Here is a 21,174-nt window from a genome sequence, read left to right on the forward strand (position 1 = left end):
TCGTAAAATAAGTGCTCATATAAATCAAAAATGCCAGATTAGACACAGTTTCCCCTCCCCAATAAAGAGGCATTTGAAAAACATTATGCAATTACCTGTTCTGGCGAACCCCTACCGAGATGGCCAATACCACAGCAAGGAGAGATGGTGAGATCCTTACCCGTCAGCTTTTTTTAAAAATCAAGGGTGGTCAACTTTGGCTTTGGCGGATCATTCAATTTTGTATGTCAGCGGAAAGCTCAGATAAGGTTTCGGCAACGGCCTTAAATAAAATATCATAAACAATCCTTGGGTTTTGATAAGCAATCGGATTTAACAGATCAGGGATGGTAAAAACAACATGAAAATAACCGACATTCAGTAAAGCGTCTTTCCTGGCTTCAATCCAGCGTTCCTTATTTAACGTTTGACATTTGGGCAATACATCTCTCTAAGAAGGTCCTTGTCTAACAAGGGCCTTTTGTTTACACAGAACAATTAATATCAAACTTGCTTCAAAAATGATCATTGTTAAGCGCTTTCAAGAAATGTACCTTTTATATGGGGGAACTGTTCTACTTCCAGACTATGCGTTTTCGCACGCCCCATATCTATGGAGAAATAGGAGGAGTGTACAGAGATTAATCCTAAGATCCCATATAGGCACATGCTGAAAATGATGAAAGAGGTGAGTATATGAAAAAAGTTATTTTTCTCGCATTTTTGGTTTTTTCGCTGGTTACGATCATAGGAATAGGAACTGGAGTTCATTCGCCTATCATATCAACAGCCCAGGCTCAACCAGTAGTATTTAACACCATGCCTGCCGTTGATGTGCTGAAACGGTTAGTTCCGAATCACTATGAACAGGTGCGGTTTGTAGCTGTACCTCTAGGTGAGGAAGGAGAGAATTTCAGTATTACAAGTAAGGATGGATTGGTTGAAATATCAGGAACAAGCCCAGCTGTCCTCCTGACAGGGTTCAACTGGTATTTGAAATATGTCGCAAAGGCGAATATAAACTGGAACGGGGATCAGCTAAATCTCCCACAACAACTCCCGTTACCGAAACAGGAGATTGTTCAGACGGCCAATGTTCCTCATCGTTTCGCGCTGAACGATACGGATGATGGCTATACCGGTGCCTACCGGAATTGGCAGGACTGGGAGCGAATGATAGACGTATTGGCGTTAAACGGAATAAAGGAGGTTTTAGTGACAGTAGGCCAAGAGGCTGTCTACTATGACACCTTTCAGGAGTTCGGGTATACCGCTCAGGAAATGAGCGATTGGATCCCGCAGCCAAGTCATCAGCCCTGGTGGCTGTTGCAAAACATGTGCTGCTTTACAGGGCCGATCACGGAAAATTTGATTAACGAGCGTGCCATATTGGGCAAGAAAATTGCGGATCGTTTGCGTGAACTCGGAATGACGCCTGTGTTCCCTGGCTATTTCGGCACCGTCCCTACAAAGTTTGTAGATAAGAATCCCGGAGCACGCATTATCCCTCAAGGAAACTGGGTGGGCTTTAACCGTCCTGATTGGCTTGATCCGCGGAATGGATTATTCCCACAAGTTGCGGAATCATTCTACCGTAATCAAGTTCAGCGTTTTGGTATCACAACTATGTTTAAAATGGATCTTCTTCACGAAGGTGGGAATGCGGGAGATGTCCCGGTCAGCACGGCAGCTAAAGCTGTTGAAACGGCACTTCAGGCTGCACATCCTGGTGCGATATGGGCGATTCTCGGATGGCAGAATAATCCTTCATCAACTCTGTTGTCATCCCTTGATAAATCGAAGATGCTCATTCTTGACGGATTATCAGACCGCTATGCCAATTTAAATCGAGAGCAATCTTGGCTCAATATCCCATATGCATACGGATCCATTTGGAATTTCGGCGGTCATACGACTATGGGTGCCAACTTGGCTGAATGGAATACAAGTTACTGGAAGTGGAAGGAGAAATCAGGCAGCAAGCTGTCCGGAATTGCCTTGATGCCGGAGGGAAGTGAGAATAATCCGGTTGCCTTTGACTTTTTCACAGAAATCGCGTGGCAGGAAGGTCCGGTTGACTTAGAGAAGTGGTTCGATACTTGGGCGGAGAGACGGTATGGCGGTACGGATCAGAACGCGAAGGCTGCATGGAACACCATTCGCCAGACTGCTTATCAAACACCCGCGAACGGTTGGAGCGAATCGCAAGATGGTTTATTTGGAGCGCAGCCTAGTCTTACCGTAAATACAGCTGCAGCCTGGTCCCCGGGTAATATGCGGTACGATGGTCTTGCTTTCGATCAAGCCTTGCCTGATTTACTTGGTGTGAATTCGGAATTTCGTAATAATGACGCTTACCGATATGATCTGATGGACGTTACCCGTCAGGTACTATCCAATCGAAGCCGAACCCTGCTACCGCAGATTAAGGCTGCCTACGACGCACAAGATAAGGAGAATTTCAATAAGCTAACTGGTACATGGCTAAAATGGATGAAGCTTCTTGATGAAGTAGTGGCGACGAATTCACAGACTTTACTTGGACCAAGACTGGAAAGTGCAAAGTCAATGGCGGCTAGCGCAGCCGAAAGCGATATGCTGGAGTACGATGTACGGTCGATTCTTACCGTTTGGGGAGACCGCTCGGGCTCTACCTCAGGCGGGCTTCATGATTACGCGAACCGGGAATGGGCCGGTTTGGTAGGTGACTTTTATTATTCACGATGGAGCATGTACTTCGATGAGTTAAAGGCGGCGCTTTCGGAAGGTCGACCGGAACAACAGATTGATTGGTACGCTGTGGGAGAAGCATGGGCGAGACAACAAAACAATTATGCAACCGAGCCGCAAGGTGATATTTATCAAATTGCTCAAAAAGTAATGGATGAGATCAGTAGCTCGTCCCCATTAGGGATTACCGTTACCGCAGATAAAGCTGTTATTACTCCCGGAATACCGGCAACGATCACGGCAACTCTGAAAAATGACTATAGTTTTACGTCTGCTAAAGAGGTGGCTGTTTCCGTTGCTCCGGGTTCTTCATTTACAGTGAAAGCTCTGACAGCAACAACGATTGATCAGATCAATCCCGGAGAATCGTTTACGGTAAAATTTGAAGTGACTACCACTTCCGATCTAAGTACCCTTGATAATCTGCTTCAAGCATTGTCAGTGGAGTCAACGTACCGTACAGGAGATCAAACTGAGAAATCGATTAGTAAGCTTCGCCTTTTTGTTTCAAAAGGAATAGAAGCGGCCTATAAAACAGTCTCATTTAACAATGCGCAGTTCGGGCAGTCTGGAGATAATTTTGGGATTTTTGGCGGTGGGGAAGATTTGTGGGGCGGTACGAACGGTTATGGAGCGATTTATCAGGATCAAGCATTAACAGCAGATACCTCAGTGATGACACATGTTGTCCATCAGGATAATACGTGGGGATGGGCGAGAGCAGGCATTATCGCCAGAAACGATTTAGCAGCAAATGACTCGGGCGGATATGTGAATATTGCAGTTACGCCAAGCAACGGCTGCGTGTTTTCATGGGACGCGAACGGTGACGGGATGTTCGAATCCGTATCGTCCAAGGCGGGATTTGCTGCACCTGTATACATAAAGCTTGATCGTGCAGGCTCTAAGTTCACAGGATCATGCAGCTCGGATGGAACGGCCTGGACGACCGTTGGCACGGCAAATGTGCCGAGCAGTGCTGAGAAGCAGGATGTTGGTCTGTTTATGAGCGCAGTCAATGTGTCCTCCAAAATAAATGGACTAGTGGAGTTTAATAGCTTCTCGGTTAATACGAGAGGCGTACCAGTAACCGGCATTACAATGGGCAAACCGCAACTTACACTTAACTTAGATACGAACAAATCGGAGAAGTTAATCGCCACGGTCGCACCGATCCATGCCAGCAACAAAGCCGTTGTCTGGACGACAAGTAATGCAGGTGTCGTTACCGTAGACAGCGATGGCACTGTTACAGCAAAAGGGAAAGGCACGGCAAGCGTAACCGCGACAACGGTGGACGGAGGATTCAAAGCGATTACCGAGATTAAGGTTGTAACAACAGGGCCTTTTGCAACTGGAGTTCAATTGGACAATACAACGATTACGATGATCGAGGGCGAAACTTCGGAACTGACCGCATCAGTGTTGCCACTGGATGCTTGGAACAGGAAAATCACATGGTCAAGCAGCGATGAAGCTATAGCGAAAGTGCAAGCATCCGGTAGCGATAAAGCCATTATAACAGGTTTAAAAGCGGGGATAGTCAAGATTACGGTAACCAGTTTGGACGGAGATTTCAAAGCGACAAGTCAGGTAACGGTCTTACCTCGGCCTGCGAATCTTGCGTTGAATAAGCCTTCATCCGCTATTAGCTCTTCCAGCTCTTCATCCAAGGGCAACGATGGAAATTTGTCCAGTATGTGGATTGCGAACGGTGGAAGTGCCGGCAATTGGTGGGCAGTCGACTTGGGAGATAACTACGATCTGTCAGGTGGCGAAATTCATTTTGAGAAGCAAGTGCTGTGGAAGTATAAGATTGAGGCTTCTAAGGATAACTCTTCTTGGATAACGGTTGTAGATAAAATGAATAATACCGACACCAGCCAGGTGCAGTCTCACCGTTTCAATGCACAGGGAAGGCATGTGCGGATCACATTCGATCAAGCACCTGGACAGAACTGGACGGCGTTTCAAGAGTTTCTTATATTTGGACACCCACTACGCGTGCCCGTTAGCGGTGTTCAAATCGATCAGACTGCCATCACCCTGAAAACAGGAGAAACGGTGGAATTAACAGCAACTGTAACACCTGTCAACGCAACGGATAAATCCGTAACCTGGTCAAGTAGCGATGACAACATAGCAAAAGTGACGGTTACGGACGGTCATGTCACGGTGTCCGGTTTACAGGCGGGGATGGCAACCATAACCGCGACAAGTGTAGATGGAGGTCACACTGCAGTAAGCCTCATCACAGTTGTACCGGAAACAACGAAAACACCCGCTACTACATTACAAGGCGATCCTTCCGTATCGGTCGGACAACAATTCCATATTGATTTTGGACTAAGTCATCTGACTAAAGACATATTCGCACAGGACATCACGATGAATTACGATTCTAATGTATTTGAGTATGTATCCGCTAGACCGTTGATTGAAGGATTCAACCTTCTGGAGAATGTGAGTGATACTCCAGGCAAGTTGAGGTTTATTGCTGCAAGCCAAGGTCAGGACTATGCGGTGACCGGCGATGCGCAAATATTTGAAGTGACTTTTCAAGCTAAAAACGTGTCACAATCTACATCAGGCACGATTTCAATTTCAAATGCTCTACTTGGGGATCGTATAGGCGACGAAGAAACAGCAGCTCAGTCCTCCATTAGCATTCAGGTTATAACGGGTGGAATTAGGGGAGATATTAATCATGATGGCAAGGTTAGCATCGGCGATCTGGCCGTTGCAGCAGCTTATTATGGCTTAATGGAAGCAAGTGCTGAATGGCAGAAAGCGAAGGCAGCGGATATGAACGGGGACGGTAAAATCGACATTGAAGACCTCGCAGCCATTGCAACGCTAATTATGAATATGTAGTGACGATATTCAGCGATAAAACCTGCAGCTGGAACATTGCCCCTGGGTCTTGGAGCTAGATTAAACTTTTTTGGTAGTGAAACTAACCAACGTGGGAGAGCCATCGCTGGCAACGATGAGGTCAGGGTTTCGATCCTCCTAGGCTCCACCAAATAAACCATTCAAGTCCACGATTATTTCGTGGACTTTTTTTATTTGGTGGATAGCCTAGGGGGAGATGAACCGAATTCCCATCATTTACAAATTATTTAATTACAGATAATGTCCAACAAACAAAAAAACCATAAAATACAATTGAATAACGAATAAAACAACACAATCACTAACTATATTTTGTGTTTTTTGTTGTTCAAGAAAAGGAGTGATGAGCTGTAATAAAGCTTTTTTCTTTGATTCGCATCCAAAGCCGCAACACCAATCTCGTATTTTATTAAGGAGGTATTATTTTGTTGAAAGGCAAAAAATTCATGTCGGCCTTAATGGCCTGCACACTCGCATGCTCCATCATCTACTCCGCGGTGCCATCCGGTTATTCGATTTCCCCTTCGCGGGCGTATGCCACAGAGACCGTCGGAATGCCCGTTCCATCGAAGGCACCGGGACGCTACGAGGAGACGGTCAGCGTCTCTTTGAATAGCGAAACCCCGGGCGCGAATGTGTATTACACTTTGAACGGCGTATTGCCGGATGAAACCAGTTCCAAATATGACGGTTCTCCGATCGTCCTGACTGAATCGGCCAATATCGCCGTCGTCGCCGAGAAAGACGGCGTATGGAGCAAAAGCGCCACTTACGGGTATATCATCAAATCAACCGAAAAACCGCTGCTGCGATTTGTCGCCATGTCGGATACTCATGTAGGCTATGGAACAGCTGAAGCTGAAAATAAGACTAAAGCGAAGTATCACAGCTTCTTCGATACGATTGACTCTATCCTGCCGAATCCGGATGCTATCGTCATTGCAGGCGATATGATTAACGACAACGGCGGGGATAAGCAGGATGAACATCCGTTCCTTAAAGAACTGCTGCAGACGCAGCTGGACCGCAAAGCTTGGACGACGAAAATTCAAATCGCCATGGGCAATCATGACTGGACGGTTGCCAAAGTCAAGCAGCATTACCCTGAAGAATGGTTTACGACGCAATCGAACGGATATTACGAGAAAACAATCAATGGCTATTCATTTTTCTTCCTGAACAGCAACAACTATAACGGTGATACGGCACAACGAAATTGGTTGAAGGGGCGGCTTGCCGAACTGACGTCCGTTCCGGAAAACCGCAACAAGCCGATCTTCATCTCCTTCCATCACCCGGTTTCCAACACAGTCATGGACGGCCAGCAGGCATCCAACCCGAATATGTACGCGGACCTGAAGGACTATCCGCAGGTTATTACGCTTTCGGGACATTCGCACTTGAATATTAACGATGATCGTTCTATTAATCAGAAAGACTTCACTTCTATTAATTTAGGATCGATGTCCTATATCGAAACAGAGCACGGCTATGCTGCCGTCGAAGGCGATAAATTGGAGCAGGGCCGTTTCATTTTCACGACGCCCCAATCCCAGATCATCGAGGTATACGAGGATCGCGTCGAGGTAGATCGCATAGCGTACAACCCGGACAAATCCCCGTCCGATTCGACTCCCCGCAGCGCCGGCTCCTTGGCAGGCAAGAGCTGGGTTGTCGAGCTGAAGGGCAGCACGAACGAAGAGATCAAACAAAACTTCGTTTATACGTCCGCAAATCGCAATAAAGTAGCGCCAAAGTTTCCGGAAAACAATGAACTTAAAATGGTGACAGGAGAGAATAACGTACCGGTGCTTTCGTTCAAGCAAGCGCTGGACGATCAATCGATGCATCATTACGATATCAAAATCGTAAACAAGCGATCTGGCGATACTGTCAAATCGTTCGGCGTTCTGGCGGATTATATGTATTCGCCGATTCCGAACCGTATGAATGTTCCGCTCGAAGGGCTGAACGCGCAATCTGCATTCATCATAAGTGTTACCGGTGTCGATTCATATGGGAACAAAACCTCCACATTGCAGGCTTCCGTCGTAACTGGAGGCACAAAACCGGAATTAACGCCGATCGACGAAGAAACGATGTGGGATGACCTCGTCGTGGATATGAAATTCGAGAACGATCTGAATGAAGCGGCGGCAGGCTCAGTCGGAGCGGCAGCCCCGTCAGGCAGTGTATCCTATGTTGAGGGAGTTTCCGGGCAAGCGATCCGCATCGCCCCTGGCAATTCAAATTACATTGACCTGGGCAATCGTTCTGATTTGAAATTCGGTAATGGCAGCTTTACGGTATCGTTCTGGCACAAAGGAAATTTGGCAGGCGACCAGTCGGTCATTTCCAACAAAGACTGGGATTCGGGAGGCAACTCGGGCTGGTATATCGGTCCGGCAGTCGCGAACAGCATGACGCTTAATATCGGCGGAAAGACCCGTATAGACGCGCGAGCCGGCACTGACACTGGATGGCATAATTATACGATTACGGTTGACCGTGAAGGAAAAGCAGGGAAAGTATATGTCGACGGCGTCGAGAAAGCAACGTCGAATCTGTCCGGTTTCGATACTTCCAGCTTAGATACAGCTTACAATATCATTATTGGCGCAGATGGTAAGAAAAAGTATGGCGGCGCAGACGTGACGCTTGACGATTTGAAAATTTGGAAGCGCTCGTTGACCGCAACGGAAGCCAAAGCGTTGTCCGATTCCTATTATGAGGATATTGAATTGTACACCTTCGAGCAGTTGACCGCTCGTATCGCGGAATCCGAACAATTCATGGCATATATCAACGCGACGACGGGCTTGTCTATTCCTGTCCAATCGAAGGCCGAGCTGGAGGCCCGGCTTGCCGAAGCGAAAGCTTTGACGGTGGGTGACGAGGCAGCTGCGGTCGACCAGGCTTATATCGACTTGATGTGGGCTTTGAAATCGGCCAAGGAATCGGTTGTCTATTCCTTTATTCCGAAGACGGCTTTCACCGTCGAATCTTACAGTTCTTATGACGATTACGAGAACAACTTGCCGCAATACATTCTGGACGGCTTAACGTCCACGATCTGGCATTCCAAATGGCAAGCGCCCGTGCCAGACTTCCCGCATTGGGTGATTGTCGATATGAAAGACGCGTTCAAGCTTAGCGGCATTCAGCGGACCAGCCGCCTCAGCCAATCCGCGATGGAATTTCCTAAGGATTTCGAGGTTTACGCTTCGGACACACTGTCCGACCTGAGCGATCCGGTGTTCCTTGGCAATGAAGCGAACCGGGCAACCGGCACCTTCGGCAAAACATGGACGGGTACCGTATACCGTGATTTTGTGGTGCTGAACAAATCGGTGGAAGGCCGTTACGTGAAATTTGTCGTCAAAAGCACCTACGGCACTAGCGGTAAGTTCACCAGCATGAGCGAGATTGATTTTACCGGTGAAGCCGTCAATCAAGAGCATTCCCAGCTTCTCGAATTGAAGGTAGACAGCAAGCCGGTCGACGATTTCGCGCCCGACAAGCTGAACTATACCGTACACGTACCTAATCTGGTTACTTCCGTTGACGTAACCTATGTCACTAAGGAATCAACGTCAACCGCGGAAATCGCCGGCGGCTCTGCTCTGAAAGTCGGTGAAAATACGGTAACCGTGACGGTAACTGCTCAGAACGGCGCGGTCAGCGTGTATACCATTAACGTTATTCGGGCGCAAGAAACCGACATTTTGTTTGAGCCCGCAGGCCCGACGATTATAGCGCCAGGCAGCGAAGTAATTTTACATTACGGGTTTCTAAGGAATCCAGATGTGCTGGCGCAGGATATCACTTTCACCTATGACGTCGACAAGGTGGAATTCGTAAGTGCAGAATCGCTCGATGTAGATAAGTTCAAGATTGTGGCGATCGATGATCAAATCGCAGGTAAAGTCAGGCTTCTTGCCGTACATTTGGGAGAGAGCAGCGCCGATTCGAATGAAATATTGCTGAACCTCAAACTGCAAGCGAAGTCCGATTCAGTCAACGGCCAAACGGCGATCACGGTCAACACTGTGACAGCAAACAGTGCAGGTGTAGAAACGTCGCATCCCGCTAAAACGTTAAATCTGCAAATCCAAGAAGGAGAAGTAGATAAAACGGCTCTGGAAAGCTTGATAGAGCAGGCTCAACAAGTGCATGACAGCGCTGTTGAGGGTATCCGGATCGGCAATTACCCAATCGGATCCAAAGCAAAACTGCAAACCTCTATCAACAATGCCGCAGTTGTGCTGGCCGATGATGCGGCAACGGCAGAGCAGGTAACGCAGGCTGTAACCGACTTGAATGCGGCTCTGCAAAACTTCAAAGATTCGGTTATTGAGAGTGTTATCGGCGACAATAACAACGACAATAAGTTGACTATTGGCGATTTAGCTGTCATCGCCAAGGCTTACGGCAAAACTTCGGCCGATTCGGACTGGGCGCAGGTCAAGAGTTCCGATTTGAACGATGACGGCAGCATCGATATTAAGGATCTGGTCATCCTTGCCAAATTGATATTCGAATGGTAGAAACGCCGAACACGTCAACTAGGTAGGAATGAGTAATCGGGGGAGAGGGACAAGAAACGGTCTTCCTCTCCTCCGTTTTTTACAAATGAGGGAGTGCAAATGATGAAGAAGATTCACACGTTAAGGGGATTGCTGCTGTCCGTAATACTCTTTGTAATATTTGCTGTCCCGGTATCCGCCCATGAGTTCAGCGCCTCGTACAGTTCGTTGACGGTTTCCGAGAATGGCTTGCGGTGGGAGTTCTCCATCGACGACTTGTCCGTGACGGAATATTTGCCAGCGGACTTGAACGGCGATCAAACACTGACGCTGGAAGAAATTCAAGCTTCCGAAACCAAGATCGACGAATGGCTAGCGCGCGATCTGCAGTTGACCGTGAACGGACTCGTTCAGCGCGGTCAATTAGAGGAGCTTCGGATGGAGCAGCGGGATAACGTGAAGTACATGACTGCGGCTTACCTGTTCCCTTCCGTAATGGAGGGAGATCAGCTTGGGCTTACGGATTACTTGTACGTCGGGGATCCAACGGGCACCTATGTTCATCTCGTCTCATACAAGCATGGCGAACGAACGCAAGAGGCCGCGCTGAAAGGCGATACGCGCACTTGGGATACAACGGTGAAAGCGGAAGGGGCGGGCCATAGCTTCGAGAAACTCGAGGGTTGGCGGTCGTTCTTCGTGCTCGGCATGGAGCATATCGTGACAGGCTTCGATCACCTGCTGTTCCTGCTTGCGCTGTGCATCAAGAAGCAGCCTCTTAAGCAATACTTGTCGGTCGTAACCGCCTTTACCGTCGCACATAGCATCACCATTACGCTTACGGTGCTCGGCTTGGTCAACTTGCCTTCGAGATGGGTCGAAATCGCGATCGCGCTTAGCATATGTTACGTGGCGCTGGAAAATATTTGGGCCAAAGAGGTGCGTCATCGCATCTTAATCACTTTTGCATTCGGTTTGATCCACGGCATGGGCTTTGCCGGCATTTTAAAAGAAATGACGATTCCAAAAGCCGATCTGGTAGTATCTATGCTGAGCTTCAACCTAGGAATCGAGGCAGCGCAGCTGGCGCTAATCGCTGCCGTGCTGCCGCTGCTCATTCTCTGGCAGCGACGAGAGCAGTTTTACACCATCGGACTGCGGATCGCCTCGGCGGCGATTGTCGCCGTCGGCGCCTTTTGGTCGGTGGAACGGATGCTGTAGCCTCCTATTACATAGCCAAGTGCAAGGAAAAGGGCTGCTTCCTGGTAGAACGAATACCGGGAAGCAGCCCTTTTCCAGATCAGGTTGAACGGCTGCATTAAGAGCAGAACCCTTGCGGGGGCAGGTTCAATGAGAGCGCAAAGGACCCTATACCTGAACGTGCAGGTACAGGGTCCGGAACAGCCGTTATTGCGATGCGGCTTCAACGCCGAAGAAGGATTCCTGGTAAACGTAGGGATTGGACGGTTCCGTCTGTGTGATAATCGATTTGGCTGCGATAACCAACACTTCCTTCTCGCGGTATACCCGTTTCTCGATCGTTCCCAAAACGGTTACGAAGCTGTCGTTTTCCCATTTTCCGGAATCGTCCGATTCCACCAATACCGCGAGCGGAACGGAATCCGCGGTGCAGCAGCGCATGGCGAACCGCCCGATGGCAAATTGCTTTTCGGACATGTCGTCCAGACGGTAGACATAACCTTCAAGCTGCACTTTCTTGCCGACGAATTGATCCCGATACAAATCCAGCGTCGTCAGTGATACGATAAACAGATCATTGGAGACCGTTATAAGAGGCTGGCTTATCATATCAGCGGCAAGTTTTGCGTAAGGAAGCGTGTATTCGTCGGCCGGAAACAAAGTCTCCGTACCGGGTGGCGATGCACCATCCGTTAGGTCCTTCGTGCCTGCGTAACTGATTCTGGTATCGGAGTTAAGAAGAATGCCGGAAGGCGACAGATTAAGGCCTTTCCTTGCCGCCATATTGCTTCCGAGTGCCGCATCCGGAAACGAGAAAGCGAGAATAAGCGGAACGATCAGCGCTCCATACAGGACGATAATGCCCGCTTTCCCTTGTGAATGGCTGTGCGACGAGCAAGCGCAGACGACTGCCGACGCTTTACGTTTGGTGAACACATCCTTTGCCGCCATGTAGAACTGGTGCATGGCCAACACATACATGCCGATGGCCAGGCATTTCACCCATACTTCCATTCTTGGCGCCACATAATAAATCAACGCATCAGCAAGCACCGATTGGACGATAAAATAAACGAATGCGGACAAAACAACTGCTCGTATCATGCGATGCGCAAATGCGCTCCAGACGTTCATGGTTGTCCATCACCTCCCATTATTTAGAAATAAAGATGCAGTTTGTCGATAAGAATCGATCCCGCCAAAACAACAGCAGCCGCGATGACCGATACGATGATGACTGTTCTGGCGCGGAATACTTTCAGCAGCATCAACGTACTCTTAATGTCTAGCATGGCGCCGAAAACGAGAAAGGCCAACAAGGAACCATAGCTGAAATCGGGACTAAACGTAACGGCCACAAAAGAGTCGGCGGTAGAACAAATCGAAAGCACATAGGAAAGCCCCATCATAAACAATTGCGGAACCACTTCCCCATCGCTTAACGAAACAAGCCAACTTCTGCTGACAATCGTTTGTAGCAAGGCCGCAATGACTGCTCCCAATACCAAAAATTTGCCGACGTCGAACATTTCGATGGCCGCGTGCTCCAACGTTTCATGAACTTTGCGCCGCCATGAGGTTTTGGTGTTCTGCATTTTTCCGGGACGGCTCGGCTGTTTGGTATCATGCCCGCATGCCCCGACATGAACATGACCGTCGATCGCAGGTGTCCGAAGCGCGGACTCGCGTAATCCCCTTGCCGCCCACAGTCCAATCGCCGCGGCAGCGGCAAACGCCAGCGCCATTCGGTAGATCGGCATTTCCGGCTGCGCTTTAAACGCAACGAACGTGGACGCAAATACAACCGGATTGATGATAGGTCCCGCCATCATAAAGACTAAACCGATATAAGCCGGCATGCCTTTGCGGATCAGCCGATGCACGACGGGAATCAATCCGCATTCGCAAAGCGGAAAAACGATGCCTAGCAAACAGCCGAATAGAATGCCGGTTATCGTCCTCTTAGGCATCCATCTCTGCAAGGTATGGTCGCTGATCAACGTTTGAAGCAACGCTGAGATGATGACGCCCAGCAAAATAAAAGGAAACGACTCCAATAAAATTCCGATGACCATCGTGCGAAAATCGCTTAAAAAACTCACTGAACCCCACCCCCTAACATATAATTAAAAACAACATAATTATCAATATTTCATTGCTTTTATGTGTGTTTGTACTTATTTTAAAGCTTAAATGTTATTCTAGCGTCATCCCATTATTAAGAAATAATAAAAAATTAATCTCGATCTTTGCTTATCTTAAAAAGGAAATAAACTCAGTTATTAATTACACTAACGAGTAACGTTAGTTGAACGGCAAAAGGAGCAATTTGCCAACGGCAGCTTAAAGCAAATGTTTTCCATTTTTCTATCCCTAGCAGCAGGATAAAGAGCTCGTAATGCGAATAAATAGCATATGGAAAAACAAACGAACATTCATCCCTTTAGAATAGAAGGACATATTGATATTATGCTTATACGTATTTGTGAAAGCTGGAGGGACTTCGATGTACAAAGTGATTATTGTCGATGATGAAGCGGTAGTCCGGATCGGATTGAAAAATACGATTAATTGGAATGAGCTTGGCTTTGAATTGATAGGTGATTATGCCAACGGGCGAGAGGCTTGGGATGCAGTAGAGTTAAATAGGCCGGAGCTGGTCATTTCAGACATTAGCATGCCATTTATGGATGGATTAGAATTGGCCGGATTGATATCTGCGCAGTTTCCGTATATAAAGATGATTATATTAACAGGGTTTGATGAATTTGAATATGCACAGCAGGCGATTAGGCTTAAGATATCTGATTTTATCCTGAAGCCGATCACGGCGCAAGAAATACGGCTTCTGCTCGGACGAATTAAAGTAGAGATGGATGAAGAAAAGCAGCGTCGCGAAGATCTAACCAGATTAAATCATCAATTGGAGCAAAGTCTTCCACTGCTCAAGGAGCGGTTCCTTGAACGTCTAGTTGCTGTAGGGCTTAGCAAGGTGGAAATCGAAGAACGATTAGCTTATTTCAACCTACCGCCGGTATCGCCATTGTATTTGGTAATGGTAGTGGATATCGATGATTTTGGAGAGCGGGAGTTTCCTTTCTATGAACATGATGCCGAATTATTGCGATTTGCCGCATTTGCTATTTTTCAGGAATCGTTGGAGCGGGATCATGTACTTACATTCCGTACCCGTGAAGAGAGGATGGTCGCGATTATTTCTGGACAAGAGAATGAGAGTCTCTTGTATGAACAGGTTTATTCTCTTGCAGAGGAAGTACGCTATCAAGTTGAGAAGTATTTGAAGTTTACGGTTACGATCGGGATCGGCAGAACCTGCACACGTGCTGAGCAGCTTCCTCTTTCCTACAAGAGTGCGTTGTCTGTTATAGATTATCGATTTCTATTAGGGAAAAATCGCGTATTCAGTATTATGGATATAGAAGGAAAGCCTTCGGACTCCATGCCGCTGAGCTTGGACTGGGACCGCAAGCTTGCCACAGCTATGAAAACAGGTGCCATTCAAGACGCCTACCAGTTGATCGAAATTGGGGTAGCTGAGCTGAAGACATCATTGGCTCCGGTAGAAGCCTGCATGCTGCAAATGCAGAAGGTTGTTCTCTCTCTTATGAACTCAATACAGGAGCTTGCCATTCATGAGTATGTGCATCCATTCGATCAACAAATAAAGATGATGGATGTATTTAGATTTAAGACGCTGGATGAAATCGAAGTTTGGTTAAAGGATGTGGTGAGCTCCGTCATCTCCACCATCACGGATAACCGCAACTACCTGACGAATATGCAAATTCATCGCGCGGTAGAGTACATAGATACGAATTATGCCAATGAGAAGTTATCCCTGCAGGACTTATGCCGTCATGTTCTTATGAGTACAAGCTATTTCAGCCTTGTATTCAAGCAGCATACGGGAGTAACCTTTATCGAATATTTGACCGGTGTACGAGTCGCTAAGGCGAAGGAGCTTCTTCATGGCTCAACGTTGAAATTGTATGAAATCGCAGAGCAGGTCGGATACAAGGATCCGAATTATTTCAGTATTTTATTCAAGAAGCATACGGGAACAACGCCAAAAGATTACCGAGATAAACAAATAAAGGGGAGCGGAGCCTAACATGCTCAAAGAACGTCTCTTGCCATTATTTCCGCTGAAAAGCATTCAGTCCAGTATATCCCTGGCGTTTTCCTTTGTGATTTTAGCCGCGATCGTATTGACGAGTCTAGTAAGCTATCAAGTGTCCGTCGCTGCTGTTGAGAGAAATTCGAAAGGCTACATTGAGGAGATTATAAAGCAGGTCAATTTGAACATCCAATCCTATATCGACAACATGGAGAATATTTCGCTGCTCACTCTGACGAATAAGGACGTCAAATATTACATATCCGAAAACAGCTTCATTAGCTCAGAAAATCGCCGTACGTACGAGAAGCGAATCTCCGACTTATTTCAGGCGATTCTATACACGCGTAAAGATATTGCTTCCATCATGGTATTCGGGTACAACGATAGATTTGTAACTGATCATAGAATTACAAGCTTAAATCCGAACACGCGGCTGGAGGATCAGGAATGGTACCAGATGGCTAAGGCGGCAGGTGGCAAATCTGTCGTTTCCGCACCCCATGTACAGAATTTAATCGAGAACGAATATCGCTGGGTCGTGTCCTTGAGCCGAGAACTTAAGAGTACAGATGGAATAACGGCCGAAGGCGTACTCCTTGTGGACCTGAACCTAAGTATTATAAACGATATTTGTAATAACATTAACCTTGGCAAAAAAGGCTATCTCTTTATATTGGATAGAGAAGGGAATATCGTATATCACCCTCAGCAGCAACTTTACGATAGTAAATTACAGACCGAACGAATTACGGAGGTTCTTCAGGCCTCAAGCGGTCAATCATTTGTAGTTAACGAAGGGGATGGCAAGCGCATCTATTCCGTACAGGATACGAATTTCGGATGGAGAATAGCCGGAGTCGCCTACACAGATGATCTGATTGCTAGTAAAGACGATTTACGCAATTCTATTATCTTTTATTCCTTATGCGGTTTAGCATTTTCGTTGCTGATCTCCCTAGGGCTGTCTCACCGATTATCGAAGCCGATTAAAATATTGCAATCGGATATGAAGCAGGTGGAGAAAGGAAATTTCGATATTCAGACCGAAATCGGCCTAATGAACGAAATAGGACAGCTGGGCCGATCGTTTAATCTAATGGTTAGCAGAACCAAATTCCTGATGGAGGAGACGATTAAGAACCAAGAGAACAAGCGAAAGAGCGAGTTGTTGCTGCTTCAATCGCAAATCAATCCCCATTTTCTATACAATACGCTTGATTCCATCGTCTGGATGGCCGAGCAGAAGCAGCATGAGGAGGTCGTTCTCATGACTTCCGCTCTAGCCAAGCTGTTCCGTGCAAGCATTACGAAGGACCAAGAGTTGGTACCGATTCGGGTGGAAATTGAACATATTACGAACTATTTGCTTATACAACAGATGCGTTATAATAATGAGCTCAATTATGTAATCGATATCGATGAATCTATTCTCGGCTATAAGACTCTGAAAATATTGCTTCAGCCTTTTGTGGAAAATGCGATTTACCACGGAATTCGCAACATGTACGGAATTGAGGATGGACAGATTACGGTACGCGGGAGAATATCGGGAGATCAAGTCGTATTTGAAGTCGAGGATAATGGACATGGAATGACACCGGAGCAACTGGGGAGGCTCCTCTTTAGCAATGAGGAAGATATTCGTAATCAAGGCATAGGCATCCGTAACGTCAACGAGCGGATCAAGCTGTATTTTGGGCATGAATATGGTATCCAAATCCGTAGTGAAATCGAGGAAGGTACCTGTATTACGATAGTGATACCCAAACTTGATTAAGGAGTGCAGACTAATGCGGAAGCATCGATTTACCCAATTGCTAGTTCTGGCCATTGCTATAATTTCCATATACTCTGTATTTCATTTCAAGCTATTCACAGGTGTTGCCCATGAGGAGAGAAGTGTTACGGTTTTTCTGAATACTTTAAACTCTCGTTTTGACTTCTGGCAGGCTGTGAACCAGGGAGCAGCAGCTGCTGCCAAAGAGATGGGGCTGAATCTAAGCGTTGAAGGTCCACTTTCAGAAGATGATTCTAATGCCCGAATTCAAATGTTGGAAGCGGCGATTGAACGCAAACCGGAAGCCATTATCTTAGCCGCCATCATGGATGACCGGATGCGGGTTGTTCTTGCCAAAGCCCGTTCAGCAGGTATTAAACTAGTCATTATTAATCAATCACCGAATATGGAACCTTCTCCCATAGTCGTGTCCAGCAATCACATGGAGGAAGGCCGTCTAGCGGGTCAAACTTCAATTGAGGAAACAAACGGCCATCCAATCCTTGCAATTATTAGCGATAATGCGAATTCAATAGTTTCTGAGGAAAGGTTGGCAGGGATGCGGCTCGCACTTGCAGGCTACAAGGATAGCTGGATAGGGACCTATTATGCAGACAATTCCGAAAATCGGGCTTACGGCATCGCTAAGCAACTTATAATGAGCGACTCCCCCATTAATATGTTTATTACGATGAATGGATCCGCTTCGCAGGGTGTTGCTAAAGTATTGAAGGAGTTGAACAAGACAGAAGAGATTAACCTAATCGGGTTTGACAGCACCAGCGACGAGGTACAATTGCTAGAGGCTGGGATTATAAAAGCATCGATTGTGCAGAAGCCCTTTAATATGGGCTACCTTGGAGTGAAAACGGCGTTGAAGTTAATAGAGGGCGACGAAACCAATGCAATTACTTATATCGAATCAAATGTGATTACAAAAGAAAATATGTATACAATTGAGAATCAGAAGCTGCTGTTCCCGTTTATTAATAGCAAGTAGACCCCACTTAGGAAGGATAAGATAACCCTATGCAGCGAAAATCTTGTCAAGTGCAACCTCTTATTGTGGCTGTCATTCTTTTACCGCTTGCCCTCTCTTCATGTATGAAAACGAGCCCGGAGCCTTTTGTAGCTCCAAAGAAGGAAAGGGCATTGATTCGCTTCGTCGCTGCCGAATACAGTTCAGAGACGAAGCCGCTGCTAGAGAAGCTTGTTAATGAATTTAGGAGGAAGAATCCTCTAATAGATGTTGAGCTACAAGTCGCCAACTGGGATAATCTCGACGGTATCTATACGACAATGATTAGCAAGAGTCAGCCTCCCGACCTCCTAAACACAAATGTATATGCCCATTATGCCCAGGACGGTTTGCTTAATAATTTGAGCGACATTATATCTCCTGAGCTAGCGAGTAAGCTTTACCCGAATTTAGTTGAGATGGATCAGATGAATGGGGTGCAGTATGCAATTCCGTACGTAGCCACCACCCGGAATTTATATTATAACAAGGACCTGCTCCAGAAGGCGGGTATTATCTCCCCTCCGACAACATGGTCCGAGCTTGAGATAGCTGCACGCAAAGTCAAAGCGCTCGGAGCGGCAGAAGGTTTCGGCGTTGACCTATCGGATAATGAGACTCAGGCGACTTTGTCTTATATTTTTTACGGCGCGGGCGGAGATTGGATTAAAGATGGGAAGTGGAATATTAATTCCCCCGCAAATATTGAGGGTGTAACCTTTCTTAAAGAACTGTTTGATAAAGGCTTGACCGATCCGGAACCAACCGTCACGACACGCGACGAGAAGCAACGGGTATTGGGTGGCGAACAGCTTGCCATGATGATATCCGGCAATTATTTCTCATCAGTCGTCCCAAAGGAGTTTCCGAAGCTGCAATGGGGTAAAGGTCCGATTCCAGTGAAGGACGGTATGCCTCCCATTACTTTCGGTGTACATGATGTGCTCGTTTCCTTTAAGACTGATCATACAAACCAAGAAGCTTTGTCCAAGTTTCTGGATTTTCTATATGAGGATCGGGCATATGAAGAAATGATTAAACGGGAAGGTTTTCTTCCGGCTACTACGACAGTAGGCGCTCGATTGTCCAAGCAGGACGAAGTCATGAAGAGCGATCTGGAAGCATTAAGTAAAGCGAAGTTCTATCCGGTGAAGGAGCCTTCCTGGCAAGCTGTGCTGGATTACACCCGCAAGATGGGAGACGCCGTCCTATACGAGAATATTACCCCAAAAGCAGCATTAGACAAGCTCCAGCAATTCGCAGAAATGAAGAGAGGTCAGCAAAATTGAACGGAAGTAATGATAAATAGGTTACTTTCCTCTTCGATTACACAGAAAAGAAGAAAATAAAGAATATATGGAAGATATTCAATAGAGATTAAAGCCCTCCCAATTTATGATGAAGCTACACGCTGGAGCTCAAATAAGAGTTCATAAATAAAGCGTAAAAACATCATTATTGGGAGGGTTTGCTTTTATGATTATGAAGAAAAAGATTGCGGCGATTGGTATCGCCGCTATAATGGCTGCCGTATCGCTAGCGGGATGCAGTAGTTCAAACAATGTAGAGTCCTCCAATACGCCTTCTAATGCTGCACCTACTGCTGAATCAACAAGTGCGCCTGCTGCCGAGAACGAACCGGTTAAGCTGACGGGTGACTTCGAAATCCAATACTTCGTTGGCGGGTATGGCGACAAATGGTGGAAAAAGGTTATTGCTGATTTCCAAGCTGCGAACCCGGATCTAAACGTTAAAGAATCCGCAGGGCCAAAAATAAATGATCAAAATAAACCCCGTTGGATTGGTGGCAATCCGCCTGATTTCGTGTATATCGATGGTGCGGGCTTGAATGACCGCCAAATGGTAGAAGATGGCCTGCTTGAAGATTTGACCGACTGGCTGAAGGATGCCAAGAATGTTGACGGCGATCTGATTACGGATATCCTGGCTCAACCAGCACAACAATTTGACGGTAAAACCTATAATATTCCACTCGTTTTGAACTCCTGGGGTGTGTTCTGGAACAAATCGCTCTTCCAGGAAAAAGGCTGGACTGAACCGACTGATTTCCAATCTTTCCTTGATGTAAGCGATAAAATCAAAGCTGACGGAATTACGCCTTTCATTCACACAGGCAAATACCCGTACTATATCAACGGTTCAATTCTGTACCCTGCGATCGTGTCGGCGAACAACAATGATTTCACCATTCTTCAAGATATGGCAGCCAATAAAGTAGAAGCTTTTGAGAGCCCTGCCGTTCTTGCTGCCTTGAATCAGATTGTAGCCTTACGCGATAAAGGCTTCATTGATAAGGCCTCCATTCAAATTAATCACACTGATTCACAAATGCTGTTCTTGCAAAATAAAGATGCCTTTATTCCGAATGGACTGTGGCTGCCTAACGAAATGTCCAAGGATGTTCCTGAGGGCTTCGAATTTGGATTCATTCCTTCGGTTACGCAAGAAGCGGGCGGAAAAGTGGTTGCCAACACCTCCACGGCTACTGTAGGCGTTGCTAAGAATGGTAAGAATAAAGAAGCGGCTAAGGCGTTCTTACAATTTATTTTCTCGAAAGACCAAGCTTCGCAGTGGGCCGAGCTCAGCGGTGCTCCTTCGAACATCAAAGGTGACATCAGTGCCTCCAATGCTCCGAGTTTTGTTAAAGATGCAGCGAAATATTTGACGGACCCGAACACGATCGTTATCCCGACTATCACCTATAACGCGGACGTGGATAAGGCGATGATGGATGCAACGGACGCGCTAACCATCAATACCATTACACCCGAAGAATGGGTGAAAAGGGTTACTGACGTGGTGAAAAAGGTTAGCAAATAATAAGCCAACAACAGAACTTATTTAAAGCGGTAGTGATCGGGGTTTACCGCCTCGATCACTTTCTGCG

General features: G+C 46.7%; 10 protein-coding genes and 1 pseudogene. 8 read left to right on the forward strand and 3 right to left on the reverse strand.

All coding sequences use genetic code 11. From position 1 onward, the window contains the following. Window positions 1–226 precede the first annotated feature (226 nt). Window positions 227–418 (reverse strand): annotated as a pseudogene (locus AC0YN6_RS14595) (transposase zinc-binding domain-containing protein); the annotation flags it as partial. 257 nt (window positions 419–675) lie between these two features. Here AC0YN6_RS14595 and AC0YN6_RS14600 point away from each other — a divergent pair. The 3 genes from AC0YN6_RS14600 to AC0YN6_RS14610 all read left to right on the forward strand — a co-directional run bounded on the left by AC0YN6_RS14600 (window position 676) and on the right by AC0YN6_RS14610 (window position 11,351). Continuing rightward, entirely contained in the window at window positions 676–5,583 is a 4,908-nt protein-coding gene (locus tag AC0YN6_RS14600; RefSeq protein ID WP_475747675.1) for an alpha-N-acetylglucosaminidase TIM-barrel domain-containing protein, read from the forward strand. 446 nt (window positions 5,584–6,029) lie between these two features. Further along, window positions 6,030–10,151 (forward strand): LamG-like jellyroll fold domain-containing protein, encoded by a 4,122-nt coding sequence (locus tag AC0YN6_RS14605; RefSeq protein WP_475747676.1) that lies wholly within the window; start codon window positions 6,030–6,032, stop codon window positions 10,149–10,151. 99 nt (window positions 10,152–10,250) lie between these two features. Further along, window positions 10,251–11,351 carry a HupE/UreJ family protein gene (locus tag AC0YN6_RS14610; RefSeq protein WP_475747678.1) on the forward strand — a complete coding sequence of 367 codons (1,101 nt, stop codon included), beginning with the start codon at window positions 10,251–10,253 and terminating at the stop codon, window positions 11,349–11,351. Window positions 11,352–11,537: 186 nt separating this feature from the next. Here AC0YN6_RS14610 and AC0YN6_RS14615 read toward each other — a convergent pair whose 3' ends face one another. Together AC0YN6_RS14615 and AC0YN6_RS14620 are read right to left on the reverse strand one after the other, a co-directional pair. Beyond that, window positions 11,538–12,464 (reverse strand): TIGR03943 family putative permease subunit, encoded by a 927-nt coding sequence (locus AC0YN6_RS14615; protein ID WP_475747679.1) that lies wholly within the window; start codon window positions 12,462–12,464, stop codon window positions 11,538–11,540. A 23-nt stretch (window positions 12,465–12,487) separates the two neighbouring features. Continuing rightward, window positions 12,488–13,432, reverse strand: coding sequence for a permease (locus AC0YN6_RS14620; RefSeq protein ID WP_475747680.1), 945 nt, complete (start codon window positions 13,430–13,432; stop codon window positions 12,488–12,490). Window positions 13,433–13,836: 404 nt separating this feature from the next. Here AC0YN6_RS14620 and AC0YN6_RS14625 point away from each other — a divergent pair, with 404 nt between their 5' ends. The 5 genes from AC0YN6_RS14625 (at window position 13,837) to AC0YN6_RS14645 (ending at window position 21,107) form a co-directional block, all read left to right on the forward strand. Beyond that, window positions 13,837–15,462 (forward strand): response regulator transcription factor, encoded by a 1,626-nt coding sequence (locus tag AC0YN6_RS14625; RefSeq protein WP_475747682.1) that lies wholly within the window; start codon window positions 13,837–13,839, stop codon window positions 15,460–15,462. Between the two features lies 1 nt (window position 15,463). Further along, entirely contained in the window at window positions 15,464–17,248 is a 1,785-nt protein-coding gene (locus AC0YN6_RS14630; RefSeq protein WP_475747683.1) for a cache domain-containing sensor histidine kinase, read from the forward strand. 13 nt (window positions 17,249–17,261) lie between these two features. Continuing rightward, window positions 17,262–18,248, forward strand: a complete 987-nt coding sequence (locus AC0YN6_RS14635; RefSeq protein WP_475747684.1) for a substrate-binding domain-containing protein — start codon at window positions 17,262–17,264, stop codon at window positions 18,246–18,248. 29 nt (window positions 18,249–18,277) lie between these two features. Then, window positions 18,278–19,555 (forward strand): extracellular solute-binding protein, encoded by a 1,278-nt coding sequence (locus AC0YN6_RS14640; protein ID WP_475747685.1) that lies wholly within the window; start codon window positions 18,278–18,280, stop codon window positions 19,553–19,555. 187 nt (window positions 19,556–19,742) lie between these two features. Beyond that, the gene (locus AC0YN6_RS14645) at window positions 19,743–21,107 is read left to right on the forward strand and encodes an ABC transporter substrate-binding protein (RefSeq protein ID WP_475747686.1); all 1,365 of its coding nucleotides are present in this window, start codon (window positions 19,743–19,745) and stop codon (window positions 21,105–21,107) included. The last annotated feature ends 67 nt before the right edge of the window (window positions 21,108–21,174 follow it).

This window comes from Paenibacillus sp. J22P15, from assembly GCF_056269345.1.

Coding starts and splice junctions, on each gene's coding strand:
- AC0YN6_RS14600 (WP_475747675.1), top strand. CDS start 676: ATGAAAAAAGTTATTTTTCTCGCATTTTTGGTTTTTTCGCTGGTTACG.
- AC0YN6_RS14610 (WP_475747678.1), top strand. CDS start 10,251: ATGATGAAGAAGATTCACACGTTAAGGGGATTGCTGCTGTCCGTAATA.
- AC0YN6_RS14615 (WP_475747679.1), bottom strand. CDS start 12,464: ATGAACGTCTGGAGCGCATTTGCGCATCGCATGATACGAGCAGTTGTT.
- AC0YN6_RS14625 (WP_475747682.1), top strand. CDS start 13,837: ATGTACAAAGTGATTATTGTCGATGATGAAGCGGTAGTCCGGATCGGA.
- AC0YN6_RS14630 (WP_475747683.1), top strand. CDS start 15,464: ATGCTCAAAGAACGTCTCTTGCCATTATTTCCGCTGAAAAGCATTCAG.
- AC0YN6_RS14635 (WP_475747684.1), top strand. CDS start 17,262: ATGCGGAAGCATCGATTTACCCAATTGCTAGTTCTGGCCATTGCTATA.
- AC0YN6_RS14640 (WP_475747685.1), top strand. CDS start 18,278: ATGCAGCGAAAATCTTGTCAAGTGCAACCTCTTATTGTGGCTGTCATT.
- AC0YN6_RS14645 (WP_475747686.1), top strand. CDS start 19,743: ATGATTATGAAGAAAAAGATTGCGGCGATTGGTATCGCCGCTATAATG.